Source organism: Streptomyces sp. NPDC044044 (assembly GCF_056434405.1).
The window spans coordinates 561,574-585,488 of record NZ_JBWKFG010000008.1; the positions used below are offsets into that span (position 1 = coordinate 561,574).

Sequence of the window (23,915 nt, forward strand, 5' to 3'; positions counted from 1 at the left end):
GCATTTTTCGTATGCTCGCGCGTGACGCATCCTGCGGTGCATGAGAACGTCTCAGAGCCCCGCCGTGCCCTCTGCCGTCCCGGGCGATCGGGGGGATGCCGGTCCACGAGGCCGCCTCCCCGGCATGGCGATGATGTTCGGCAGTGGCCTGTCCAACCAAGTCGGCGCCGCCACGGGCGCCTTGGCGTTCGGCGCCATCGGTCCCGCCGGTGTCGTCGCCGTGCGGCAATGGGTCGCGGGAGCCGTGCTCATCGCCGTGGGCAGGCCCAAGGTGCGCGCCTTCACCTGGCGCCAGTGGTGGCCGCTGCTGTGCCTGGCCGCGGTCTTCGCCACCATGAATCTCTCCCTGTACACCGCGATCGACCGTGTGGGCCTCGGCCTCGCGGTGACCCTGGAGTTCCTGGGCCCGCTGGCGGTCGCGCTCGCTGCCTCCCGCCGTGCGGTGGACCTCGGCTGCGCGGTCGTGGCGGGGGCGGCGGTGGTCGCCCTGGCCCGCCCGCAGCCCAGCACGGATTACGCGGGCATCGCGCTCGGCCTGCTCGCCGCGGTCTGCTGGGCCTCGTACATCCTGCTCAACCGCACGGTCGGCGCCCGCCTGCCGGGCGTCGAGGGATCGGCCGCCGCCGCGGGAATCTCGGGGCTCCTCTACCTGCCCGTCGGCATCGCGGTTCTCGCCCACCATCCGCCGACGGCCACCGCCCTGGCCTGCGCGGCCACCGCGGGCATCCTCTCCTCCGCGGTCCCGTTCCTCGCCGACCTGCTCGCCCTGCGCCGGGTCGAGGCCCGCTTCTTCGGGGTCTTCATGAGCGTCAACCCGGTTCTCGCGGCGCTGGTGGGCATGGTCGTCCTGGGGCAGTCCCTGGACTGGGTGGAGTGGACGGCCATCGCGGCGATCGTGACGGCGAACGGGGTCAGCGTCCTGAGGTGACCGGCTGACCCCCGAGACGGCCGCGATCAGCCGAGGCCGAGCTGCCGTGCCGCCGCGTCGACCGTCTGGGCGAGGAGGACGGCGATGGTCATGGGGCCGACACCGCCGGGCACGGGAGTGATCAGGCTCGCGCGCTCCCGGGCGGAGTCGAAGTCGACGTCACCGACGTTCCCCGCGTTGTATCCGGCGTCGATCACCACGGCCCCGGGCTTGATGTCCGCGCCGGAGATGAAGCGCGGCTTGCCGACCGCCGCGATCAGGACATCGGCCTGCCGCACGATCGACGTCAGGTCGGCGGTGCGCGAGTGGCAGTACGTGACCGTCGCGTCCCTGCCCAGGAGCAGCATGCCCGCGGGCTTGCCGAGGATGGCGCTGCGTCCCACGACGACGGCGTGCTTGCCGGAGAGGTCGACGTCGTACGCGTCGAGCAGGCGCATGATGCCGCCGGGCGTGCAGGAGACGAAGCCGGGCAGGCCGAAGCCCATCGCCGCGAAGGAGTGCATGGTGACGCCGTCGACGTCCTTGGCCGGTGCGATCGCCTCGAAGGCGGCGCGCTCGTCGATGTGGGGCCCGACGGGGTGCTGCAGCAGGATGCCGTGCACGGTCGGGTCCTGGGAGAGGCCGGTGATCGTCGTGACCAGTTCCTCGGTGCCGATCGAGGCGGGCAGCGCGATGTGTCGCGACTCGATGCCCGCCTTCTCGCAGCGGGCGCGCTTCATGCGTACGTAGGTCACCGACGCGGGGTCCTCGCCGACCAGGACGGTCGCCAGGCAGGGGCGCGTCCCGGTGCGGTGGAGTATGTCTGCGGCTGTCGCGGAGCTGGTTTCGACGATCTGACGGGCGAGGCCGGTGCCGTCCATCAGGCGAGCTGTCTGCGTCTGGGGCATGTGCCACTCCTGGACTTCAGGGTGAGTCGCCCAGGCGCGCGGCATCGACACGATGTCAGGCCGCTCCCCGGTGGTACTCCACCTCAGCGCCAGTCACGGCCCGCCTCTCACCCTAGAGGACGGTGCGGGGCCGGAGGACGCGGACCTTGAGGATGTAGCTGAGCTTAAAAGAGATTCAAAACTCTTTGCTTGTCCTTCCTGGTCGGTGACGGCATCGTTCACTGACAACGGCCAGAGCGAGGAGAACCACAGTGAACGGCGTCCCCGGCAGAACGTGGGCAGTGGCGAGGGTGGGTGTGCTCGCCCTCCTGTGGGGATCGACCTTCCTCTGGATCGAACTGGCCCTGGAGGGTCTGTCGCCCGTGCAGGTCACGCTCCTGCGCTGCACCCTCGGAGCGGCGACCTTGACGGTCCTGCTCTTCAGTACGCGCAACCGTCTTCCGCAGGGCCGAGCGGTGTGGAAGCACATCTTCGTCGCCGCCTTCTTCTGCAATGCCCTGCCCTTCGGCCTCTTCAGCGTCGGCCAGCAGACGGTCGACTCCGGGGTGGCCGGCGCGCTGAACGCGACGACTCCGCTGTGGTCGGTCCTGATCGGCCTCGCCATCGGCACGGAACGAGGACTGCGCCCCATCCGCCTCGCCGGACTCCTTCTCGGGTTCGCCGGTACGTCGTTGATCTTCGCCCCGTGGCAGCAGTCGGGTCTGACGAGCTGGGGCGCTCTCGCGATCGTGGGCGCGGCGGCCAGCTATGCCGTCGGCTTCGCGTACATGGGGCACCACCTCGTCGGGAAGGGCATGCCCACCCTGTCCCTCTCCGCGGCCCAGCTCATGGCGGCGACGGGTCTGACGGCCCTTGCCCTGCCGGTCGGCGGCCTGGAGACCATCCACGTGGACCACACGGCTCTCGTCGCCGTCGTCATCCTGGGGATCTTCGCCACCGGCGTCACCTTCCACCTCACCTACCGGATCATCGCGGACGAGGGTGCGACCAACGCGGCGACGGTCGGGTATCTGCTGCCGGTGGTCTCCGTCGCGTTGGGCGCCATCGTGCTCGACGAGGCCTTCAGCTTCCGGGTGGCCGCGGGCATGGCGGTCGTCCTCGTCGGGGTCGGCATGACACGTCGGCAGAAGCGGAAGCCGGATCCCTTGACCACGGAAGCCGTGGCTGTCCCGGCGGCCGAGAAGGAACAGGGCGCACTCACATGACCGAAGTGACCGTGACCACCTCCCTGGTGACGACACCGCCCGCGGACGCGTACGTCATCGGTGTCGCCCAGGGCCCCAAAGGGCCGCTGCCGACACCCGAAGCGGAGGCCGTGGCCGAGGCGTTCGACGGGACGCAGGCCGGGATCCTCGACGCTCTCGGCATGACCGGCGCCGCGGGCGAGGCAGTCGCCATCCCCGCGCCGAAGGGCCTCGACGCCGCCCTGGTCCTCGCGGTCGGGCTCGGCGAAGCCGACGGCGCCGGCGGGCACGGCGCGGAGGCGTTGCGCCGCGCCGCCGGTGTGGCGGCCCGGACGCTGGCCGGCAGGGCGCGGGCGGTGCTTGCCCTTCCGGCGGGTACGGCCGATGCCGTGGAAGCGGTGGCGCTCGGCGGTCTGCTGGGTGCGTACGCCTTCACCGCCTACCGCACCGGGGGCCACGACAAGCCGCCCGTCGGCGAGCTCGCGATCCTCACCGGCATCGAGGGCGCGGACGTGGCGGTGCGGCGCGCCACGGTGGTCGGCCAGGAGCTGAACCGCTCCCGCGACCTCGTCAACACACCGGCGAACGACCTGTATCCGGAGACGTTCGCCGCCACCGTGCGGGCGGTCGGTGCGGAGCACGGACTCATGGTCGATGTGCTGGACGAGAAGGAGCTGGCCGAGCAGTCCTTCGGCGGCATCCTCGGTGTCGGACAGGGCTCGGCCCGGCCGCCGCGGCTCGTGAGGATCACCCACACCCATCCCGAGGCGCGGACGGACCTCGCCTTCGTCGGCAAGGGCATCACCTACGACTCGGGCGGCATCTCACTGAAGCCGGTCGGCTTCAACGAGATCATGAAGCGTGACATGTCGGGTGCGGCGGCGGTGTTCGCCGCGGTCACCGCCGTCGCGAGGCTCGGTCTGCGGGTGAACGTCACCGGTTGGCTCGCGCTCGCGGAGAACATGCCGTCCGGCTCCGCAGTCCGCCCGGGTGACGTGCTGCGGATGTACGGCGGCAAGACCGTCGAGGTGCTCAACACCGACGCCGAGGGACGGCTCGTCCTCGCGGACGCCCTGGTGCGCGCGGGCGAGGAGGAGCCGGACGCCGTCGTGGACGTGGCCACGCTGACCGGCGCCATGCGGCTCGGCCTCGGCAACCGCGTCTTCGGCGTGATGTCCACCGACGACGCCTTCCGCGAGCGAGTGGTGGACGCCGCGGGAAGGGCGGGCGAACAGGCCTGGCCGATGCCGCTGCCCGCCGAGCTGCGCGAGAGCCTGGACTCCTCGGTGGCCGACATCGCCAACCAGGGGGAGCGGATGGGCGGTGGGCTCGTCGCCGGTCTGTTCCTCAAGGAGTTCGTGCCGGACGGCATCCGCTGGGCGCACCTCGACATCGCGGGACCGGCCTTCCACGAGGGCGCTCCCTACGGCTACACCCCGCAGGGCGGCACCGGGTCCGCGGTCCGAACTCTCGTAGCTCTGGCGGAGGATGCCGCAGATGATGCACGCTCTTGACGTCGTCACGACCACCGCGGCACCCCGGCCGTTCGGCCACTACGCGCAGGCCACCGTCACGCCGGACGGCACCATCCGGGTTTCGGCGCAGCTTGCGGTCGGTGACGGTGTCTCGTCCGTGTCCACCGTCCCGGATCAGGCGCGCCAGGCGCTGGCCAACGTGCTGTCCATCGTCGAGGCTGCCGGCGGGCGTGCGGACTCCGTCGCGAAGGTGACCCTCTGGCTGACGAACATGTCCGAGTGGGAAACCGTCGACACCGTCTTCGGCGAGGTGTTCGGGAACCATTGCCCGGCGCGCGCCGTGCTCCAAGTGGGGGGCCTGCACCACGGGTTCAGCGTGGCGGCGGACGCCGTCGCCTGGCGGGTGCGCGACGAGCGATCGGAAGGACGGCTGTGACGGGCGCGTGGGCCGGGGCGCGCGGCCGGAGGGCTGGGACCAGCCCTCGGACCCTCTACCAAGTCGACTCCTTCACCACGACCCCCTTCACCGGCAACCCGGCGGGCGTGATCCTCGACGCGGAGGGCATGACGGAGGGCGACATGCTCGCCGTCGCCCGCGAACTCAACAACTCCGAGACGGCGTTCGTGCTGCCCGCCGACGGAGCCGACCACGACGTACGCGTCCGCTTCTTCACCCCCACGACGGAGGTTCCGACCTGCGGGCACGCCACCGTGGGTGCGCACTTCGCGAGGGCCGTCGAGTACGGACTGCCGTCCGGTGAGCTGGTGCAGAAGACGGGGAGCGGGCTGCGGCAACGGGTGGAGATCCACCGTGACGGTGACCGGGTGCGCATCGGCATGCGGCAAGGGGCGGCGGCTTTCGGGCCCGAGCTGGACGGCACACAGGTGGACCGTCTGCTGCGTGCGCTGGGCGTGGCGGCCGGAGACCTGGCGGACGGCGGTCCGGTCCAGGTGGTGTCCACCGGGCACTCAAAGGTCGTCGTGGAGCTGCGCGCCCGCGCCGTGGTGGACGGCCTGCGCCCCGACCCGGCCGCGCTGACCGCGCTCAGCCACGAGGTGGGCAGCAACGGATTCTTCGTCTTCACCCGGGACACTGCCGAAGCCGATCCCGAACTCCTCACCTGGGCGCGGATGTTCGCGCCCGCGATCGGCATCACCGAGGACCCGGTGACCGGCAACGGCCACGGCCCGCTCGGCGCTTACCTGGTGCACCACGGCATCGTCCCGGCGCCCGACGGGACGCTTACCTTCACCGGGCGCCAGGGCGTGGCCATGGGGCGGCCCGGCGAGGTCGCCGTGCGGGTCGAGGCGCAGCAAGACGGCACTCTCCTGGTGTCCATCCGGGGAGACGCGGTGACGGCGTTCCGCACGCGACTGGACGCGTGAACGCCTGCCTGACGTTCACGTCTGACATTCACGTCTGACATTCACGCCTGACACTCATGAACGCCATGTCCGAATGCCGCCAGCACGCGCTCACGCGCCACGCGAGCATCGAGTACGCCGGGGCCAGCATGCCCCACCGTACGAAGGACCCGGAATCATGCACCAGCCCACCCTCGCCCTCGGCGTGATCTTCCACAACGCCCACTGACGACAGTGTGACGTCCGAATCCCGCCAGCACGGGCGGTCGCCGCACCTCAGTGTTGAAGGTGGAAGCAGAGCCCAGGAAAGGAAAGAGGGAGGTCACCACGATGACTGTCCACACGATCGTCACCAGCCCGCTCGGCGAACTGCTGCTGGCGGGAGAGCCGGCGTCGGACGGCGTCTCGCTCACGTCGCTGTCCATGCCCGGACAGAAAAACGCCCCTGCTGTGCAAGGTAGTTGGGTCAGCAACCCCGCCCCCTTCGCGGAGATCTCCCGACAGCTGGACGCCTACTTCGCCGGTGAACTCACCACTTTCGACATCGAGTTCACCCCGAGCGGCACCGACTTCCAGCGGCGCGTCTGGAGTGCCGTGGAGGAGATTCCGTACGGCACGACGACCACCTACGGAGAGCTCGCCGGGCGCCTCGGCGTCGAACGCGGGCGCGTCCAGGCCCTGGGTGCCGCCATCGGCGCGAACCCGCTGCTGCTCGTGCGCCCGTGCCACCGCGTGATCGGCGCCGACGGCTCCATGCGCGGGTACGCGGGCGGCGTGAAGCGCAAGGTCCAGCTCCTCACCCATGAGGGCGCCCTGCAGCCCGCCCTGATCTGACCCGCACGACCACGAAGGACCCCTCGCCGCGAAGGACCCCTCACCATGATCGACACCACTCGTCCGGCAGACACCCGCGTGGACACCCGCGTCGGCGAACGCGTGGCCGCCGGGGACTGGGACGTGCTGACCGCCGAGCTGAACGAGCACGGCAACGCCCTCACCGGTCAGCTCCTGACCCCCGAAGCCTGCCGCGACATCTCCGCCCTGTACGACCAGGCCGACCGCTTCCGCGCCACCATCGACATGGCCCGCTACCGCTTCGGCTCCGGCCAGTACCGCTACTTCACCCACGAACTGCCCGATGTCGTGCGGGAGTTGCGCGAGGCGCTCTACCCGCGGCTGCTTCCCGTCGCCCGTGACTGGGCCGCGAAGCTAGACAAGCCCGCCCCGTGGCCCGACACCCTGGGGGAGTGGCTGGAGATGTGCCACGCCGCCGGGCAGGCCAAGTCCGCGCAGATCCTGCTCCGTTACGGGCCCGGCGACTGGAACGCCCTGCACCGCGACGTCTTCGGGGACATGCTCTTCCCGCTCCAGGTCGTCGTCGGTCTCGACGCCCCGGGAACCGACTTCACCGGCGGCGAGTTCATCATGACCGAGCAGCGCCCCCGCGCCCAGTCACGCGGATCGTCGACCACCCTGCCGCAAGGCCACGGGATCGTCTTCACGACCCGCGACCGGCCCGTGGCCTCCAAGCGCGGCTGGTCGAACGGGCCGATGCGGCACGGCGTGAGCACCGTCCGCTCCGGGCGACGGCACACGCTCGGCCTGGTCTTCCACGACGCGGCGTGACCCCCGCCCAGGCCGGGCGGCAGGACCCGCCCACGTACACGCTGTGCGGCCCGGACGGAAAGCCGTACCCGAGCAGTACGCCGGGCACTCTGGGCGGACACCGCCGCGGGCGCCTGTACGGCCGCCTCGACTGCCCCTCCGCGCTGCGGGCCGTCGCGCGCGGCCCCTACGCCACCCACCGGGTGTTCTTCCCCGACGAGGCCACCGCGATCGCGGCCGGCCACCGCCCCTGTGCGGTCTGCCTGCCCGCTCAGTACGCTCGCTGGAAAGCAGACACAGAAAGCACCGGCACACCATGAGCATCCTGAAGGAGCGGGAGTCCTCCCGCTCGCCCCTCGTCGGCGCCGCCGGGCCCGCCGCCCACGCGGACCTGCCCGCGCCGGCCCCGCACACCGAAGCCGAACTCGACGCCCTCGTACGTCTGTTGACCCTCCCGAAGGCGCGGATCGAGACCGTCACCATCGGTCACAGCCGCGACGCGGCCTCCCGGGCCGCCGCCGAAGCCTTCGCCGCCGCGTGGACGGCCCGCGGCGGCACGGTCCTCACCACGGTGAGCTGGCCCGAGACGGCCGCGTCCTGGCTGCGCCCCGCGCGCCGCCTGACCGCGCAGATCCCGGACGCCTGGATCATGGCCGCGGCCCCTCTCGGCTTCGTTCAGCTGGCCCGCAGGCTGCGCCACTCGACCGACTGGGACCCGGCCCGCACCTACGCCTTCGCCTCCCTCCAGGACTCCCGCGTCCCCGCGCTCGCCGGAGACGACGTGCTCCACGGCCTGCGGGGTGCCACCGCCGACGGAGACACCTGGGACGTGCGCCACCGCTGGGTCACCACCCGCCTGTCCGCCGAGGTGATCGAGTGAGCGCCCTGATCCCCCGCCCCACCACGGAGATCGCCCCCGGCGCGGTGCACGTGCCCCAGTGGCTCACCCTGGAGCAGCAGCGCGAACTCGTCACGGCGTGCCGCGGCTGGGCCTCCGGGCCGGTGCCGATCCGTCACACGCGGCTGCCGCGCGGCGGGGTCATGTCCGTGCAGACGGTGTGCCTCGGCTGGCACTGGCAGCCGTACCAGTACACCCGCACCGCCGGTGACGTGAACGGCAGGCGGGTCGCCGCGCTCCCGGACTGGATGGTCGACCTGGGCCGCCGGGCGCTGACGGCGGCGTACGGGGACGCGTCGGTCGCGGCCGACCGCACCCCGGACACGTACACCCCAGAGACGTACACCCCGGACACGGCGCTGATCAACTTCTATGACGGGCAGGCCAGGATGGGCATGCACCAGGACAAGGACGAGCGGTCGTCGGCCCCGGTGGTGTCACTGTCCATCGGCGACACGTGCGTCTTCCGCGTGGGCAACACCGAGACCCGCACCAAGCCCTACACCGACGTCGAACTGGCCTCCGGCGACCTGTTCGTCTTCGGCGGCCCCTCGCGCTACGTCTTCCACGGCGTGCCCAAGGTCCACGAGGGCACCGCGGACCCCGCCACCGGCCTGACCTCGGGCCGCCTGAACATCACGATGCGGGTCACAGGCCTCACCGGGTGACCCCGGCGGCTACTCGAACCGCGAGGTGTCGCCCGCCCCTCGGCGCACGATCTCGGCCTCGCCGCCGGAGAAGTCGATGACCGTGGTCGGGCTCGTGCCGCAGTCACCCGAGTCGACCACGGCGTCCACCACGTGGTCGAGCCGCTCCTTGATCTCCCAGCCCTGCGTCAGCGGCTCCTCCTCGTCGGGCAGGAGCAGCGTGCTGGAGAGCAGCGGCTCACCGAGCTCGGTGAGCAGGGCCTGCGTGACGACATGGTCGGGGATGCGGACGCCGACGGTCTTCTTCTTCGGGTGCAGGAGCTGGCGGGGCACCTCCTTCGTCGCGGGCAGGATGAAGGTGTAGCTGCCCGGCGTCGCGGCCTTGATCGCCCGGAACACGTCGTTGTCGATCTGCACGAACTGACCCAGTTGCGCGAAGTTCTCGCAGACCAGGGTGAAGTGGTGGCGATCGTCGAGGTTCCGGATCTTGCGGATCCGGTCGAGGCCGTCGCGGTTGCCCAGCTGGCATCCCAGCGCGAAACAGGAGTCTGTCGGATACGCGATGAGCGCCCCGGAGCGGATGCTGTCGGCCACGGTGCTGATGCTGCGCGGCTGGGGGTTCTCGGGGTGCACGTCAAAATACTTCGCCATCCGCCGAGCCTACGGGATCGCATCAGGAGTCCCTGTTTTCTCGGCGGTCGCACTGCCGCACGCGGCTAGTCGTCGTCGACCACGCTGACCAGCGCGAGCGTGACGTTGTCGGGGCCGCCGGCGTCGATGGCGGCCTTCCACAGCTCGAAGACCGCACGGCCGCCGTCGTGGGCCGTGAGGATGTCGTCGAGGGTGTCCTCGGGCACGGGGTCGGTCAGGCCGTCGGAGCACACCAGATAGCGTTCACCTCCGACGAGCGGCAACGTGCTGACGTGCGGTGTGACCGCGCTGAACCGGAGCGCACCGCCGAGCGCCTGCGTGACGATCGACGTGGTGCGCCTGCCCGGTGCGGGCGGCGGGCTGTCGTCGACGCTCACCTGGCGCAGCGTCCCGTGCGTGCCGCTGCGGCTGACGTCGAGCACCCTGCTGTCACCGACGTTGAACACCAGCAGTTCCTTGCCGAGGACCACGACACCCGCGACCGTCGTCCCCATGGTGGCCAGCTCCGGGTCGTGCTCGGCGGCCGCGTACACGGCGTGATTGCAGGCGTTCAGCGCGTCATGAACGGCCTGCTCGCCGTCGAGCGACGAGCCGACCGCCGCCAGCTGCCGTACGACGAGACCGCTGGCCACCTCGCCGCCGGGCTGGCCGCCGATGCCGTCGGCGACCGCGACGACCAGGGGATTGCCGAGCGGGAACCCCAGGGTCTGCGGGTTCTCGGTCATGGTCCCGCACAGCGTCCATGGGCCGACGGCCAGGCTGTCCTCGTTGTGATCGCGCACGAGCCCGGGGTGGCTCAGCGCGGTGACCGTGATGTACGGCATCCCTGTCCCGCCTCTCCGCAACGGCCAGGCGTGCTCCGCACCACCATTGTCACGCCGGGAGCCTCCCTCGGCTCAGTGGCGGACCGTGGCCACCCTCTGCCCCGCGGTGACCACGCCGTGCCATGGTGAGGGATCCGGCTGGTCCGGACCAGTATCCGGTCGTGGTGGAGGAGCGTACGCATGCGCGGCACAACGGTCTTGCCCGGCGAGGGGAACAGCGGATTACCGGGCAGCGGGCCACCCGGCGAGGAGGGCATGCCGACGCACCGTCTGGAGGTTCCCATGCCCAACGCGCTGCCGTTCGCCATCGGCACGTTCGACACCATCGGGCCGATGTCACGTGCGTCGTTCCCGCACCGGCACACCTTCCACGAGATCGTCCACGTCACCGGCGGCACCGGCAGCCACGTCGTCGACCTGACCCGCTTCGGGCTGAGGCCGCCGAACCTGTGCTTCATCGCGCCTGGCCAGGTCCACCACTGGGAGAACGTCACCGGCCTCGACGGGCGCGTCATCCTCTTCACCGACGACTTCCTCCTGGACCACCCCGCGGATCGCCACGCACTGCGAGGGCTCGGGCGGCGCTCCTGGCTCGAACTTCCCGACGAGGCGGCCGAGCCGACCGCGCGCCTCGTCGCCGAGCTGGACGGCGAGTACCAGTCGGGTGCCGACGGATTCCAGAGCGTGCTGCGGGCCCTGCTGCACGTCCTGGTGGTGCGGGCGGCGCGGCTGCCCGCACACCAGCCGACGGCGGCGCCGCCCGCACCGCGCTCGCGGCCCGGCTCGGTCGCCGCGGAGTTCGTGGCCCTGCTCGGCGCCCCGGAGAGCGCTCTTGGCTCCGTCCGTGCGTGCGCAGGGCGCCTGGGAGTCTCCGTGAGCTATCTGGGCGAGGCGGTGAAGGCGTCCACCGGCCGCACGCCCGGCGAACTGATCCGGCAGGCCCGGGTGCACGAGGCCAAACGCCTGCTGCTGCGCACGGAGTTGTCGGTCCGTCAGATCGCGCTCCGGGTCGGCTTCGGCGACCCGGCCTACTTCTGTCGCTTCTTCCGCAGGGAGACCGGCGCGAGCCCGGGGGACTTCCGGCGCGGCGGTGGCGATATTCACCACGACCACCGACTTGAGTCCATCGCCCGAACTCGGCCGTCCGCATAGCTTCGGAGCCGATCCGGAACCCACCCCACCCCCTCAGGAGGAGCGATGGAGCACGAGATCGGCACGACCGGGGACGGCATACGCGACGGCGCCGGTGACCATGGCGTGACCAGTGAACCGAAGGCGCACCAGGGTGGCGGCCCCAGCCGCAAGGCCGTCCTGAGAGCGGCCGCCGCGGTGGGCATGGCCCTGCCCGTGGCCCTCATGGGAGTCCCCGCGCTCGCCCGCACGGCGGGGGAGCGCGGCGTGGTGCCGGAGGCGACCCCGGCCTGCGACGACGGCGACGATCCGACGCCCCCGCAGATGGAGGGCCCGTACTTCAAACCCAACTCCCCCCAGCGCACCTCGCTGCTGCAGCCCGGCACGCCGGGCGTGCGGCTCACCGTCACGGGCTATGTCTTCGGGCGTGTCTGCCGGCCGATTCCCCGGGTCCTGATGGACTTCTGGCAGGCGGACACCTACGGGACGTACGACAACACGGGATTCCGCTTCCGGGGACACCAATTCACCGACGCCAACGGCGCGTTCAGGCTCACCACGGTCGTGCCCGGCCTCTATCCGGGCCGCACCCGGCACCTGCACGTCAAGGTGCAGGCCCCGGGGCGCCCCGTCCTCACGACCCAGCTGTACTTCCCCGGTGAACCGCGCAACAACACGGACCCGATCTTCGACGCCCGGCTGCTCATGAACGTACGCACCGTCGGGAACGCGAAGGAGGCCGACTTCGACTTCGTCCTGAACGTGCCGCAGCAGCCCTGACCGGAGACGGGCCTGCCGCTCGGCGTCCCGGTGAGGCGGCCGAGCGGCAAGGGGCGCGTAAGGGGCGCGTACAACCTTTGGTGACCGCGGAGGGTCAAGTGATCGGCCGGCATGAACCGGTGGTGAACTCCACCGGGCGGCCGCCCCACCGAACTCTGAATCAAGGGAACCCGTATGTCGCGAGCCAGCCGCACAGCCCGTCGCACCCTGCCCCTGATGGCCGCCTCCCTGCTCGTGGGCAGCGGCCTCTCGGCCCTTGCCCTCGGGGCGGGCAGCGCCCAGGCGGCCACACCGGCCACCGACGCGGGCCGCGCGAGCGCCGCCGCGGCGAAGGCGACGGACGACCTGAACGGCGACGGCTACGCCGACCTCGTCGTCGGCGCCCCGGGCGGCACCGTGTCCGGCAAGGCCAAGGCCGGGTACGTCGTGGTGACCTACGGTTCCAAGGACGGCCTCGACCCGGCCAAGAAGAAGATCATCAGCCGCTCCACGAGCGGTGTGCCCGGCGCGGCCACCGCCAAGCAGGAGTTCGGCAGGCACGTCACCAAGGCGGACCTGGACCAGGACGGGTACGGGGACCTGGTCATCGGCACCGGTGTCAAGGGCGGTGGCTCGGTGATCCTGTGGGGCTCCGCGAGCGGCCCGGCAGGCGGCACCGCGATCGACACCTTCGGATTCGCCCCGCAGGCGGCGGACTTCGACGGTGACGGCACCACCGACCTTGCCCTGTTCGACCTGGTGGGCTCGCACGGCGACGACCCGGTCGACCAGAAGGCACGCCTGTGGAAGGGGCCCATCGCGCGCACCGGCACCCCGGCCGCCACGCTCGACTTCATGGACAAGTCGCAGTGGTGGAGCTACGAGAGCGACGAGCGCCCCTACCCCGCGTGCCGCGAGAAGCCCGAGGACTGTGTCGACGGACCGCTCTCCGTGCAGGGCCCGGTGATCCCGGATGCCGTCGGTGACGTCAACGGCGACGGCCGCGCCGACATCGCCATCAACGACTACACCGGCGACGGCACCTGGACCAACAGCATCCTGTACGGCAGCCCCACCGGCTTCAAGCGCGGTGAGGGGGCGGGTTCCAGGGGGCAGCTGGGCCTCGGCGACATCAACGGCGACCACTACGACGACCTGGTCGTCGGCGAGGGTGACTACGACGAGGCCGAGGGGAAGGTCCAGGTCGCCTACGGCTCGGCGGACGGTCTGAAGCCGGAGTCCCAGAAGTTCGACCAGGACCTGCCCGGCATCCCCGGCGCCGAGGAGGTGGGCGACCGCTTCGGCAGCTCCGTCTCCGTCGGCGACGTGACGGGCGACGGTTACGCGGACATCGCGCTCGGTGTCGTCGGCGAGGACGTCAAGACCGTTCGCGACGCGGGCGCCGTCGTCCTCGTGCACGGCAGCGCGAACGGCGTGACCGGCACGGGCGCCCAGGCCTTCCACCAGGACACGGCGGACGTGCCCGGAGTCGCCGAGGCGGACGACCAGTTCGGGGCTGCCACGGCCCTGCTCGATGTCACGGGTGACGGCCACCGCGACCTCGCGGCGTCATCCGCGAGGGAGAACGCCCAGGCGGGTGCCCTCTGGTCGCTGCGTGGTACCGCCACAGGCCTGACCGCCACCGCCTCCGTCGCCTTCGGTCCCAAGGACGTCGGGGCTCCGGACGCCGCGGCGCTCTTCGGCAGCACCCTGCGCTAGGAACGAAGCGGCTCAAGTGCGGGCCCGCGGGCGGGGGACGACGGATCGTCGCCCCTGGCGCGGGCCCGTGCCGTTCCTCCTCAGTCGCTGCCGCCTCCGCCACCTCCACAGCCGAAGCCGGAGTCCGCGTGGTCGGAGCCCGAGTCGTGGTCAAGGGCCTTGCCCAACCGGACCATCGCCCGGCCGAGGCCGGACGGAATCAACTGCGCCTCCATGACACCGCGTCGGACCGTCCCCTTCGGGAGGACTTCGGGTCCGCCGAACACATGGGCGGGCAGGCTTCCTTCCTGTTCGGCCGCCTGCAGCCGCTGCCTGCCGGTCCGGGTCAGCTGCTGCCGGGCCCTGGTCACCAGGCCCAGGTCCGCGAGCCGGTCACCGATCTCCGCCACCTCGGGGGACTCCCGCAACCGACCGCACACGGACTCCGTGCTGCTGCTCTGCGGGCAGGCCGTGGCCAGGGCGCGCTCGACGGGGTGCTCGGGCAGCCGATCGCCCACGGCCCGCACCCGCGACGCCCTGAGCCTGAGCAGCCCGCCCTCGGCCAGCGCGATCACCGCGCACTCCACCACCCGCCGCGGCCCACCGGCCAGATACGCGACGTCGTACACACCAAGGGCCTGTCGCGCCTGCACCGCCGTCGTGGCCCGCCTGAAGTACATCCGCATGCCCCCACCCCCTTCGGACACCCCGTCTTTCGGCTGTGGTGCCCGATGGCAGGAGCGCACATCCCTCTTCCTCGCTCCTTCAGAGCAAAACTTGAGGGTCCCGGCCCCATTGGTGCCGTCCGGTCCCGCGGCCATCATGACGGCATGCGGAAAAGTGTGGATGTCGATGCTGCCGGCGCGGACGGCGAGGCCCTCTGGTCCGCCGCGGACACCGATGCGCATCTGTGGAGCCGGATGCTGCGCGCCGGGGTCACGGTGGTGGTGGGGCTCGGTTTCAGCGGGCTGCTGCTCGCCGCAGGGGAGCGGGGCGTCGCCGCCGTGATCACGGGCTGCGTTCTGCTCGTCGGGCTGCCCGTGGCCTTCCACTGGCTGCGTGACAGCCGCGCCGTCGTCGAGGTGCACGCGGCAGGCGGCGGCGACCGGTCGGTGCTGCGGCTGCGGAGGGCCGTCGGAGGGATCGTGGACATTCCGGCGGGATCGGTCAGCCGCGTGCATCTGGTGAGCACGCCGTTCCAGGAGCCCGATACCCCGGGCGACGGGACGGCCGTACTGCATCTGCGCACCCGTCAGGGCCGCCGCTACCGTTGCCGTTTCGCTGGCATGGACACACGGCGGCGTGCGCGCTTCCAGGAGGCGTGGAGCAGGGTGTGCCCCGCGGCGTCCTTCACGACGGGAGTGCGGACCTGGCCGCTGCCGTCCGGCGACTACGACTGACGGGCACGCGGTCACGGCGTCCCTCAACCCCCGACAGTCTCAGGTGTCTTGACAGCAACCGCCTCGCGACGATCGCCTGGAGCCCTGCCGCGCGGCGGCGCCGGGACACACGGGGGAGAGGCAGGCCATGTTGCGGGTGTACTTCACTGCCGAGGACCTGGCACGGGTGCGGGTCGCCTCGGGTCCGGACTTCCTCTGGGAGATCAGCAACAGCGTACAGACGCTGCAACGGCGGGACGGGGCAAGGGTGTTCGGGGAATGGCGGCGGTGGGCCAGGCCGCGCCTCTCGGACAGCTGCCGGCTCCTGTCTCCGCTCCTGCCGCCGCACGGCTGCTCTCCCGACTTCCTCACCCCCACGCACGGAGAAGGCGAGACCCTCCACGCGGCGGTCGACACCCTCGTGCGCACTCCCCGCATGCGGCTGCGCACGGATCTGACGCGGGTGGCCGCGTCACGTCGCCTTCCGGGCTGGACGGAGTCGCTGGCGCGTGGTGACGTCGCAGCTCTGCGGCAGTTGGGGCACGCCCTTCACACGTACCACCTGGAGGCGCTCGCGCCCTTCTGGCCGCGCATCCACGCCCAGATCGACGCCGACCGCATCATCCGGCTGCACAGCCTCCTTGACGGCGGGACCGATGGGCTGCTCGCGGGCCTTGGCCCTCAACTGCGCTGGCGGCAGCCGGTGTTGGAGGTCGACTATCCCGTGGACCAGGACCTGCGGCTCGACGGCCGGGGGCTCACCCTGCAGCCCTCGTTCTTCTGCTGGCCCACGCCCGTCACGCTCGCCGACGGCGAACTGCCCCCTGTCCTGGTCTATCCCATCGACCACGCGCTGGACTGGACCCGCCCCACGTCCCCCGACCGTCCGGCCGACGGCGCCCTGGGACCGCTCATCGGGCACACGCGGGCCGCCGTCCTCAGGGCGGTCCGCACCGGCTCGTCCACGGTCGAGCTCGCCCGTCTCCTTGCGGTCACCCACCCGGCGATAAGCCAGCACGTCAAAGTGCTGCGCGCGGCGGGCCTTGTGACCACGGTCCGCAGGGCGGGGCGGTCCCTCCATGTCGCCACGGCGGAAGGGCGCGCGCTGCTGCGCAGCAGTGGGTCGTAAGTCTGGGCTTTCATTCATTGCGTCTGGCATGGCCATGCAAGGAAGCTGACCGGGCTGTTGCACACGCATCCCCCCACCGCGTTGCGTCCCAACACCCCGCCGTACGCGTGTTCAACGCGCGTCCACCTGAGAATTTCCGGGCACGGCACGAGGGACGCATCGACGATCCGATGAAGGAGTGGCGTTGCGCACTACTACTACTCGCATCCTCACCCGCCGCGCGGCCGTGGCCGCCTCACTCGCCGTCGTCGGCACCCTCTGTGCCGTGCCGGGCGTCGCCCAGGCCTCCGAGGTCCCCACGGCCTCCGCGGCCTCCGCGGCGTCCTCCGGGCACGGCCTGAAGTGGTTCCAGGAGCGCCACGGGCTGCCCAGGACCGGCTCGGTCGACGGCGCGACCGCCAGAGCCCTGCGCCAGGCCCCCGATGCCGAACTGCTCCGGACCTTCCGGACCGCGGCCGACCTCGGGCCCGAGGAACTCGCCAACGCGCGCACCGTCATCGGTGTCGGCAAGGGCGCGCAGATTCCCGAACAGGGCCTGGTCATCGCGCTGATGACAGCCATGCAGGAGTCGAAGTTCGTCAACTACCTGACGCCGGTCGACCACGACTCCCTGGGGATCTTCCAGCAGCGCCCCAGCACCGGCTGGGGCACTCCCGAGCAGATCACCGACGTCGCCACCTCGTCCAAGTCCTTCTACGGAGTGGCCCCCTTCGGCAGCAACCCGGGGCTGATCCAGATCGACGGCTGGCAGACGATGCCCCCGGGCGACGTCTGCCAGGCCGTCCAGGTGTCGGCCTATCCCGACCGCTACGCCCAGTGGGAGCAGTTCGCCCGCGACCTGCTCGCCCAGGAAGGGCCCTCGGTCCCGCCGATCCCCTGATCCCAGGCACCGGTCCTCGCATCTCGCACGCCCCTGCACGCATCACCCCCCTCACCCCAGGAGCCCATATGCGCAAGAGACTTGTCTCCACAGCGATCGCCGTAGCCGCGGTGGGCGCCCTCGTCACCCCGGCCGCCGCCCAGGCCGAACCCGCGCACCCGCAGAGCGTGTCCGTGCTCGGCCACGGCTCGAAGGCCGGGACCGCGGTCGTCAGCGGACAGAACGAACCCGGCACGCGACTGAGCGTCGGCGGTGCGCGGACGAAGAGCGCACACACACTCCCCGTCGACTACCAGGTCCAGGAGACCGGTTACTGGTGCGGACCCGCCGCCACCCGCATCGCCCTTTCCGCACGGATCGCCCCGCCGAGCCAGGGCGCGCTGGCCGCGCAGCTCGGTACCACCGAGGCGGGCACCGACCACATCAGCCAGGTGACCGGCGTGCTCAACGCGAACCTCGGCACCGGCTGGTACGAGACCAAGGAGATGCCGAACGACCCGCCCACCCAGGCCCAGAAGGACCTGCTGTGGAACGACATCGTCCTGGACATCGACAACAACTACCCGCTGGTGACCAACATCGTGGCCCCGCCCGGCAATCAGCCGCCCGGCTATCCGTCGGACCAGACGATCTACCACTACTTCACGGTCATCGGCTATGACGACGCGAACCGCACGGTCCTCATCGCCGATCCCGCCTCCTTCAGCGGCAACCAGATCTACTGGCTCTCCTTCGACCAGCTCGCCACCCTGATCCCGCCGAAGGGGTACGCGGCCTGAGCCGGAGGGACCGGGACACCAGCGGTGGCCGTGGGTGGCGCCGCACGACCACGTGCGCCACCCACAGCCCGCTCGGCCGCCGTTCCGGGGGGCAACGACGGCAGCCTCAGCGGCACCGACTCCGCTGAGGCCGAACAGGATGCAGGGTCCGGGCGAGCCTGCCGACCTCAGGGTCATGTGTAGCTACCCCTTGCTTCCGCCCGAACCGGGTGTGCGGATGCACCGGGAGCCAGGAATTTCTCAGCGACCGTCCCGCACGTCCTCCAGGCGGAGGCGCAGACTGTGGATGCCGCGCCGCGCATGGCTCTTGACCGTGCCCAGCGGCCACCCGGTGCGCTCGGAGATCTGCGGATGCGTGAGGTCCTCGTAGAACGACAGGCGCAGTACCGTCCGCTGCGGGATCGGGAGCCTCGCCAGCTCCTCCGTCATCAGCGCCCGGTCGACCGTCGGGTCCATCCCCTCCTGGGCGCGGTGATCCATGGCGGCGTACTGCTTCCCGGCGCCCTCGACGAGAGCGGCCCTGCGGCTGCGCGCCGCCAGCGCGTCCGCGATCCTGTGCCGGGTGATGCCGATCAACCAGGCCGCGAGGCTGCCCAGTTCGGGGCGGTAGCAGGACCCGCCCCGCCAGGCGGCGAGGAACACCTGCTGCGTGATGTCCTCCGCCTCACGGCTGTCACCGAGCGCGCGCTGGGCCAGGGCCTGCACAAGAGGACCCCACCGGCGGTACACCGCTGTGAGGCTCGCTTCGTCTCCGTCGGCAATGCCCCTGGCCAGATCTGCGGTCCGCTCCCCGCCGGGGGCACGCACCGGGTGTGGCACCAGTGTGCTCATCGACGCTTCGTCAGCTCCTCGTGGTGATCACAATCGCCGTACGACCGAAGGAAAAAGGGCAGTCACGTCGTGGCCGCGGCCACGATCCGGTCATCCTGGAAACAGTTGCTCGCGGACGGCAACTCGCATCGGTTGTGCGTCGTATCGTGGCCGGATGAGCGAGGGGCAACACCGCGGTCAGGACAGTGAGTCCGCAGGTACAGGTGTGACGACGGGGGCTCTGGCGCGACGCCTCGGGGTGTCGCCGACGACGTTGCGCACATGGGACCGCAGGTACGGCCTGGGCCCCGCCCGGCGCGATCCCGGTCACCACCGGCGCTGGTCCGAGCAGGACGTGGCCATGGTGGAGGAGATGGGGCGCCTCACCACCGCAGGGGTGTCGCCGGCCGAGGCCGCACACCAGGCGCTCAAGCTGCTCGACCCCGATGGCGCTTCCCGCCCTGGGCCCGAACCGGCCGCCGTTCCACGGCAGCGGGGGCCCGCACGCGCCGCCCCGGCGCCGTCACCCGACACGCTCGTCCGCCGGCGGCGCGGCCTCTCGCGCGCCGCCGTACGGCTCGACGCCCCGACCATGCAGGACCTGCTGACCGACGCGGTGGAGAGCCACAGTCTGGTCACCGCGTGGCAAGAGGTGATGGTGCCGACGCTGCACGCGGTGGGGCGCAGGTGGGAAGAGGCCGGCGACCGTTACGTGGAGGTCGAGCACCTGCTGTCCTGGCACGTCTCCCGCACCCTGCACCGCAGCGCCACCGCACCGGTCGCCCCCGTCCCGCCGAGCTCCCCTGCCGCGAGCGCACCCCTCGTCCTGGCCTGCGTGCCGGGTGAACAGCACTCCCTGCCGCTGGAGGCGCTCAGCGCGGCGCTGGGCGAACTCGGCGTGCCGCAGCGGATGTTCGGCGCGGCCGTACCGGTCGAGGCGGTGTCGGCGGCCGTGCGCAGGACGGGCCCGGCCGTCGTCGTCCTGTGGGCACAGGCCCGCTCCACCGCGAGCGTCCCGCTGGCCCGGCACATCGCCGACACCCGCTGGGGGGTACGGGGCGCCCGGGGCCGTTCCGTGGTGATGCTGGGCGGCCCCGGCTGGGCGGGCCCCGCGGTGCGCGGTGCGCTGCGGCCCACCAGCCTGCGGGAGGCGCTGGCCCAGATCAGCCGGGTGCGCGGGGAGAGCGTGCCCGCCTGACGCCTCGGCGGCCGTCAGACCGCCGCAGGCAACGGCACGCGCAGAGCGCTGCGTTCGTCACGCCACGCGGCCAGGAGCCGCGCGCCGAGGCGGTCCTCCAGGAACCCCGTGGCCTCGATGCCGAACACGACGTCGGACTCGAGACCGGGCTCGCTCGCCAGCAGGCCGCCGATCACCTCGCGGCGCACCACCTGCTCGTGCACGGCGTCGGCCTCCACGTGTTCGTCGTAGAACCGCTCGGCCGCCCGCCCGGCGCCGCTCCTGCGCATGGCCTTGGCCAGCCGCCGGGAGCCCGGGGGCGAGGTCACCTCGACGGCGGCGAAGTGCCCCACCAGCGCGCCGCGCAGCGCCCGGTGCAGGCCGAGCAGGGACATCAGATTGACCGTCGCGAGCACTTCTGCCGGGGCGGCGTCGAGGTAGTGGCCGTACGCCGTCTCCAGTGCGAGGTCCTCCATGAGGTCGGCGAAGAGACGGGCGTGGATGTCCTCGGCGCGCCCTGCCCCGAACTCGTCGAACTCGACGGCCACCATGCCCGCCTTGGCCCGGCCGTGCAGCCGGGGGATGACCCATGCGTGCGGGTCGGCCTCCTTGAGGTGGTACAGCGAGCGCGCCGCCGCGTACTCCCGCAACTGCCACAGCTCGCCGTCGCGCTGGAGATGGTGGCTGACGCTGGTGCGGCTGTCGCCGATGGGCTCCAGCAGCAGGTCGGCCAGGGCGCGTTCGGCGGTGTCCGTGGAGCGGCAGTTGGCGCGCAGGGCGCCGAGGAAGCGCCCTTCGAGCGCACGGCGCAGTCCAAGGAGCTCCGGGTCCCATTCGAGGTCCTCGCGGACGCCGTCGAAGCCCTGGTAGTGCAGCTCGTAGAGCGTGTAGAGAGCGAGCTGGAGATCGTCTCCGTAAGGGTCGGCGTCGTGGGTGTCGAGGGACAGGGGTCCCGGACTGCCTCCGGCGCGCAGGGTGGTGACCACGAGGCGGGACAGCACGCCGCGGGGCTCGGGCAGGGCGGGGCTCGTGCGGCGCGACTCGCGGTGGCCGTCGGCGGGGGGTGGCTCATGGTTCTCGGTGGGCATCGGCTGCTTCTTCCCCCTAGGTGTTCTCGTCGTTCGCGTTCGCGTTCTCGGTGGCGGACTCGGGCTCGGGCTCGGGCTCGGGCTCGGCGTGGGTCGAGGTCTCGTCCTCGGCTTTGACGCGGCGGCGGTGACTGGTGTCGCACCACGGGTAGGTCCGGCTGCGGCGGCAGGTGCAGATCGCGACGGTGAAGCGCCGGGAAGTGACGACCACGCCGTCGTCCCCGACCACTTCGACAGGCCCCTCGACGAGCAGGGGCCCTTCGGGGTCGATCGTGACACGGCGGGGGCGCTGGTCCTCCCGTGCGTCCGGCGCGGGGTCAGGTGCGTTCGGCACGGATGACCACCAGTTCTTCCATGGTGTCGTCGATCCCGGCTTTCCCGGCGTTCCCGGCACCCAGCAGCCCCTGCCTGCGCAGGAACGCCCTGCGCGAGCGCAGGACGGGCCCGAAGGGTACGAGGGCGCGGTCGGCGACCGTGGTCTCCAGACCGGCCTTCGAGAGACGGCGCAACGTGGCGTCGGTGTCGCACATGGCCGAGTGGACCATGAGCAGCACGCCTCCGGGGCGCAGCGCTCGGGGAGCGGCGTCGCAGATGCGGTCGACCACCGCTCGGCCGTCGCGTCCCGCGTCCCAGGAACGCGCCGCGCCGCGCCGTGGCAGCCGGGCGGAGGGGGAGGGCACGTACGGCGGGTTGCTCGCCACGAAGTCGTAGGCCCGGCCGGGAACGGGGGCTGTGAGGTCGCCCCGCAGGACGGTGATGCGCTGCCGCGCCACCCTCGCGTTGAGGCGGGCGGTCAGGACGGCACGCCAGGCGATGTCCACCGCCGTCACCGTGGCACCGAGCCGCGCCGCGTGGACGGCCAGCGCGCCACTTCCGGTGCCGAGGTCCAGTACGTCCGTGCCCGGACCGATGGCCTCGCGGCACAGGGCGCGTGCGAGGAGGCCCGTGTCATCCTGCGGTGCGTAGACCCCGGGGAGGGTCATCAGGCGTCCCAGGGCGGCCGGTGCGACCGTTTCGGCGGCCATCACGCACCTCCAGTCGTCGTGGGCGTCACGGGGCACAGCCGGTTCCCGCGCCGCACACTCACCACACTCCGCTGTTCCGGTACCTGCCACCACTTGGGTGATGACGCAGAGCGACGCTCCGGATCGGCTGGGTGCACGTCTGGCCTCATGAATTCCTCGGCTGCTCTGGGCTCGCTCCCGCGACTGTGCCGTCCCTGGTGCCCGGTGGCCCGTGAGGCACACCTGAAGTACCTGCCGAGAGTCACGGAGTACGTCACTCTCAAGTGAAGGCCGGAATTTCTGTTTGGCCCCTTTCCGGCAGGGCACCCGGTGCGTTGGAGGTTGATCATCCCCTCCCGTTATTTGAATCCCTGCTTTTCAGGGAAAGCCAATTGAGGAGTTCTCGATGAGCAACGAAATCTGGAGCTACGCTCCCACCGCCGGGCACGGCCCGGACAACGACCTGACGGGCTACAAGGTCGAGGCCGCGGACGGCCACATCGGCAAGGTCGACAAGCACTCGAGCGAGGTCGCCAACCAGTACATCGTCGTCGACACCGGCGTGTGGATCTTCGGCAAGGAGGTGCTGCTGCCTGCCAGCACCGTCACCGCCATCGACCACGAAGCGCGGAAGATCCTGGTCTCGCGCACCAAGGAGCAGATCAAGAACGCGCCGGAGTTCGACAAGGAGAAGCACCTGGGCGACCCCGCCTACCGCGACCAGCTCGGCGGCTACTACAGCGGTCCGGGCCACTGATCCTCGCGAAGGTGTGACCACGCCGGTGCGCTGAATGCCGCACCGAAGCCGATGGCGTTCGAGGCACGAGGTGCCTCGGGCGCCATCAGGCATTCCGGCGCTGCTCCGTTATTTTGGGGAAATTTCTTCCCTCGATCGCATTCGATGCGCGCGCGTACTGCAAAAGGCCGACCCCGGGCGGATTCGGTGTCCACCCTCCCGTTATTCGTCAGCGTTGTGCGCTTTCTCGAATTCTGCCCGATCGAGGGTGTCCGCCACGGTCGTGCAGGCGAGCCGCACCACGGAGCGCAGCTCGGCGTCCGAGGTGCCGGCGCGGCTGAGGACGGCCAGTGACTGGTTGACGGCGACGACGAACGTGGCGAGCTCGTCGAGCGTCCGGGCGTCGGCAGGGGAGTCCGCCAGCGCCGCGCGCACCCGCCGGTGCTGTGCGTCGAGCAGGCCGCGCACCTGAGCTCTGTTCTCGTCCTTCAGCGTCACCGACTGCGCGGCGGACTGGGCGACGAGACACCCGACGGGGACCGAAGGGTCGGCGATGCGGGCAAGGACGACGTCGAAGAACGCCTCGACCGCGCGCACCGGATCACCGGGGTGTGCCGTGAGCGCCTGCTCGTACTGGGCGCCGTAGATCGACGCGTAGCGGTCGAGGCACTGGCCGAACAGGGCGTCCTTGGTACCGAAGGCGCCGTAGAGCGAACCGCGGCCGAGGCCGGTGGCGGAGCCGAGCGCGTCGAGTGAGGCGTCCGCGTACCCGCGCTGCCAGAACACCCGCATGGCCTGGTCCAGGGCCGCGCCGGTGTCGAACTGCTTCCGGCCGGCCATGCCCCCACCTCCCGTTTCGTGTCGTCGAGGCGAGCCTACCC

General features: G+C 71.4%; 27 protein-coding genes, 1 pseudogene and 1 riboswitch. Of the genes and pseudogenes, 19 read left to right on the plus strand and 9 right to left on the minus strand.

Annotated features, from left to right (window positions below):
• Nucleotides 1-40: 40 nt before the first annotated feature.
• Nucleotides 41-928, plus strand: coding sequence for an EamA family transporter (locus AC07AG_RS30445; protein ID WP_478759323.1), 888 nt, complete (start codon nt 41-43; stop codon nt 926-928).
• 26 nt (nt 929-954) lie between these two features.
• Here AC07AG_RS30445 and AC07AG_RS30450 read toward each other — a convergent pair whose 3' ends face one another.
• Nucleotides 955-1,815, minus strand: a complete 861-nt coding sequence (locus AC07AG_RS30450; RefSeq protein WP_478759324.1) for a bifunctional 5,10-methylenetetrahydrofolate dehydrogenase/5,10-methenyltetrahydrofolate cyclohydrolase — start codon at nt 1,813-1,815, stop codon at nt 955-957.
• Between the two features lie 21 nt (nt 1,816-1,836).
• Nucleotides 1,837-1,922, minus strand: a riboswitch (ZMP/ZTP riboswitch).
• 144 nt (nt 1,923-2,066) lie between these two features.
• On the opposite strand from AC07AG_RS30450, the gene AC07AG_RS30455 reads away from it, so the two are divergent.
• The 9 genes from AC07AG_RS30455 (at nt 2,067) to AC07AG_RS30495 (ending at nt 9,010) form a co-directional block, all read left to right on the plus strand.
• Nucleotides 2,067-3,020, plus strand: coding sequence for a DMT family transporter (locus AC07AG_RS30455; protein WP_478759325.1), 954 nt, complete (start codon nt 2,067-2,069; stop codon nt 3,018-3,020).
• Nucleotides 3,017-4,513 carry a leucyl aminopeptidase gene (locus AC07AG_RS30460; RefSeq protein ID WP_478759326.1) on the plus strand — a complete coding sequence of 499 codons (1,497 nt, stop codon included), beginning with the start codon at nt 3,017-3,019 and terminating at the stop codon, nt 4,511-4,513. The genes AC07AG_RS30455 and AC07AG_RS30460 overlap by 4 nt, the downstream gene beginning before the upstream one ends.
• Nucleotides 4,497-4,910, plus strand: a complete 414-nt coding sequence (locus tag AC07AG_RS30465) for a RidA family protein (protein ID WP_478759327.1) — start codon at nt 4,497-4,499, stop codon at nt 4,908-4,910. Before AC07AG_RS30460 ends, AC07AG_RS30465 begins: the two co-directional genes overlap by 17 nt.
• On the plus strand, nt 4,907-5,860 hold the full coding sequence (locus AC07AG_RS30470; RefSeq protein WP_478759328.1) for a PhzF family phenazine biosynthesis isomerase: 954 nt from the start codon (nt 4,907-4,909) through the stop codon (nt 5,858-5,860). Before AC07AG_RS30465 ends, AC07AG_RS30470 begins: the two co-directional genes overlap by 4 nt.
• Nucleotides 5,861-6,169: 309 nt before the next feature.
• A complete protein-coding gene (locus AC07AG_RS30475) occupies nt 6,170-6,673 on the plus strand; it encodes a methylated-DNA--[protein]-cysteine S-methyltransferase (protein ID WP_478759329.1) in 504 nt (167 codons plus the stop codon).
• Between the two features lie 45 nt (nt 6,674-6,718).
• Entirely contained in the window at nt 6,719-7,465 is a 747-nt protein-coding gene (locus AC07AG_RS30480; protein ID WP_478759330.1) for a 2OG-Fe(II) oxygenase, read from the plus strand.
• Nucleotides 7,462-7,764, plus strand: a complete 303-nt coding sequence (locus tag AC07AG_RS30485; protein ID WP_478759331.1) for a metal-binding protein — start codon at nt 7,462-7,464, stop codon at nt 7,762-7,764. Before AC07AG_RS30480 ends, AC07AG_RS30485 begins: the two co-directional genes overlap by 4 nt.
• Nucleotides 7,761-8,324, plus strand: a complete 564-nt coding sequence (locus AC07AG_RS30490; RefSeq protein WP_478759332.1) for an ABC transporter substrate-binding protein — start codon at nt 7,761-7,763, stop codon at nt 8,322-8,324. The genes AC07AG_RS30485 and AC07AG_RS30490 overlap by 4 nt, the downstream gene beginning before the upstream one ends.
• Nucleotides 8,321-9,010 (plus strand): alpha-ketoglutarate-dependent dioxygenase AlkB family protein, encoded by a 690-nt coding sequence (locus tag AC07AG_RS30495; RefSeq protein WP_478759333.1) that lies wholly within the window; start codon nt 8,321-8,323, stop codon nt 9,008-9,010. Before AC07AG_RS30490 ends, AC07AG_RS30495 begins: the two co-directional genes overlap by 4 nt.
• Before the next feature lie 9 nt (nt 9,011-9,019).
• Here AC07AG_RS30495 and AC07AG_RS30500 read toward each other — a convergent pair whose 3' ends face one another.
• Together AC07AG_RS30500 and AC07AG_RS30505 are read right to left on the minus strand one after the other, a co-directional pair.
• A complete protein-coding gene (locus tag AC07AG_RS30500; protein WP_249591949.1) occupies nt 9,020-9,640 on the minus strand; it encodes an L-threonylcarbamoyladenylate synthase in 621 nt (206 codons plus the stop codon).
• Between the two features lie 65 nt (nt 9,641-9,705).
• Nucleotides 9,706-10,464, minus strand: a complete 759-nt coding sequence (locus AC07AG_RS30505; RefSeq protein WP_478759334.1) for a PP2C family protein-serine/threonine phosphatase — start codon at nt 10,462-10,464, stop codon at nt 9,706-9,708.
• Nucleotides 10,465-10,644: 180 nt separating this feature from the next.
• On the opposite strand from AC07AG_RS30505, the gene AC07AG_RS30510 reads away from it, so the two are divergent.
• The 3 genes and pseudogenes from AC07AG_RS30510 (at nt 10,645) to AC07AG_RS30520 (ending at nt 14,073) form a co-directional block, all read left to right on the plus strand.
• Nucleotides 10,645-11,616 (plus strand): helix-turn-helix transcriptional regulator, encoded by a 972-nt coding sequence (locus tag AC07AG_RS30510; protein WP_478759335.1) that lies wholly within the window; start codon nt 10,645-10,647, stop codon nt 11,614-11,616.
• Nucleotides 11,617-11,799: 183 nt separating this feature from the next.
• Nucleotides 11,800-12,372 (plus strand): annotated as a pseudogene (locus AC07AG_RS30515) (dioxygenase family protein); the annotation flags it as partial.
• Nucleotides 12,373-12,549: 177 nt separating this feature from the next.
• Nucleotides 12,550-14,073 carry a hypothetical protein gene (locus tag AC07AG_RS30520; protein WP_478759336.1) on the plus strand — a complete coding sequence of 508 codons (1,524 nt, stop codon included), beginning with the start codon at nt 12,550-12,552 and terminating at the stop codon, nt 14,071-14,073.
• An 80-nt stretch (nt 14,074-14,153) separates the two neighbouring features.
• Here AC07AG_RS30520 and AC07AG_RS30525 read toward each other — a convergent pair whose 3' ends face one another.
• Nucleotides 14,154-14,738 (minus strand): TIGR04222 domain-containing membrane protein, encoded by a 585-nt coding sequence (locus tag AC07AG_RS30525; protein WP_478759337.1) that lies wholly within the window; start codon nt 14,736-14,738, stop codon nt 14,154-14,156.
• Between the two features lie 144 nt (nt 14,739-14,882).
• Here AC07AG_RS30525 and AC07AG_RS30530 point away from each other — a divergent pair, with 144 nt between their 5' ends.
• From AC07AG_RS30530 to AC07AG_RS30545, 4 genes are all read left to right on the plus strand, one after another.
• Complete coding sequence (locus AC07AG_RS30530) at nt 14,883-15,452, plus strand: hypothetical protein (protein ID WP_478759338.1); 570 nt, start codon at nt 14,883-14,885, stop codon at nt 15,450-15,452.
• A gap of 127 nt (nt 15,453-15,579) precedes the next feature.
• A complete protein-coding gene (locus AC07AG_RS30535; protein ID WP_478759339.1) occupies nt 15,580-16,560 on the plus strand; it encodes an ArsR/SmtB family transcription factor in 981 nt (326 codons plus the stop codon).
• 184 nt (nt 16,561-16,744) lie between these two features.
• Complete coding sequence (locus AC07AG_RS30540) at nt 16,745-17,440, plus strand: peptidoglycan-binding domain-containing protein (protein ID WP_478759340.1); 696 nt, start codon at nt 16,745-16,747, stop codon at nt 17,438-17,440.
• 68 nt (nt 17,441-17,508) lie between these two features.
• Nucleotides 17,509-18,219, plus strand: coding sequence for a C39 family peptidase (locus AC07AG_RS30545; protein WP_478759341.1), 711 nt, complete (start codon nt 17,509-17,511; stop codon nt 18,217-18,219).
• 240 nt (nt 18,220-18,459) lie between these two features.
• On the opposite strand, the gene AC07AG_RS30550 is transcribed toward AC07AG_RS30545, so the two are convergent.
• Nucleotides 18,460-19,050: an RNA polymerase sigma factor gene (locus tag AC07AG_RS30550; RefSeq protein ID WP_478759342.1), complete on the minus strand. Its 591-nt coding sequence runs from the start codon at nt 19,048-19,050 to the stop codon at nt 18,460-18,462.
• Between the two features lie 154 nt (nt 19,051-19,204).
• Between AC07AG_RS30550 and AC07AG_RS30555 the strand changes: the two genes are divergently transcribed.
• Nucleotides 19,205-20,227, plus strand: coding sequence for a MerR family transcriptional regulator (locus AC07AG_RS30555; protein ID WP_478759343.1), 1,023 nt, complete (start codon nt 19,205-19,207; stop codon nt 20,225-20,227).
• A 14-nt stretch (nt 20,228-20,241) separates the two neighbouring features.
• On the opposite strand, the gene AC07AG_RS30560 is transcribed toward AC07AG_RS30555, so the two are convergent.
• The 3 genes from AC07AG_RS30560 to AC07AG_RS30570 are packed head-to-tail and all read right to left on the minus strand — an operon-like array spanning nt 20,242 to nt 22,319.
• Nucleotides 20,242-21,294 carry an iron-containing redox enzyme family protein gene (locus AC07AG_RS30560; protein WP_478759344.1) on the minus strand — a complete coding sequence of 351 codons (1,053 nt, stop codon included), beginning with the start codon at nt 21,292-21,294 and terminating at the stop codon, nt 20,242-20,244.
• Nucleotides 21,295-21,310: 16 nt separating this feature from the next.
• Complete coding sequence (locus AC07AG_RS30565; RefSeq protein ID WP_478759345.1) at nt 21,311-21,628, minus strand: CDGSH iron-sulfur domain-containing protein; 318 nt, start codon at nt 21,626-21,628, stop codon at nt 21,311-21,313.
• Nucleotides 21,612-22,319: a HemK2/MTQ2 family protein methyltransferase gene (locus tag AC07AG_RS30570; protein ID WP_478759346.1), complete on the minus strand. Its 708-nt coding sequence runs from the start codon at nt 22,317-22,319 to the stop codon at nt 21,612-21,614. The genes AC07AG_RS30565 and AC07AG_RS30570 overlap by 17 nt, the downstream gene beginning before the upstream one ends.
• Nucleotides 22,320-22,704: 385 nt before the next feature.
• Between AC07AG_RS30570 and AC07AG_RS30575 the strand changes: the two genes are divergently transcribed.
• Complete coding sequence (locus tag AC07AG_RS30575; protein WP_478759347.1) at nt 22,705-23,055, plus strand: PRC-barrel domain-containing protein; 351 nt, start codon at nt 22,705-22,707, stop codon at nt 23,053-23,055.
• A gap of 201 nt (nt 23,056-23,256) precedes the next feature.
• Here AC07AG_RS30575 and AC07AG_RS30580 read toward each other — a convergent pair whose 3' ends face one another.
• Nucleotides 23,257-23,874: a TetR/AcrR family transcriptional regulator gene (locus AC07AG_RS30580; RefSeq protein WP_478759348.1), complete on the minus strand. Its 618-nt coding sequence runs from the start codon at nt 23,872-23,874 to the stop codon at nt 23,257-23,259.
• Nucleotides 23,875-23,915: the final 41 nt, after the last annotated feature.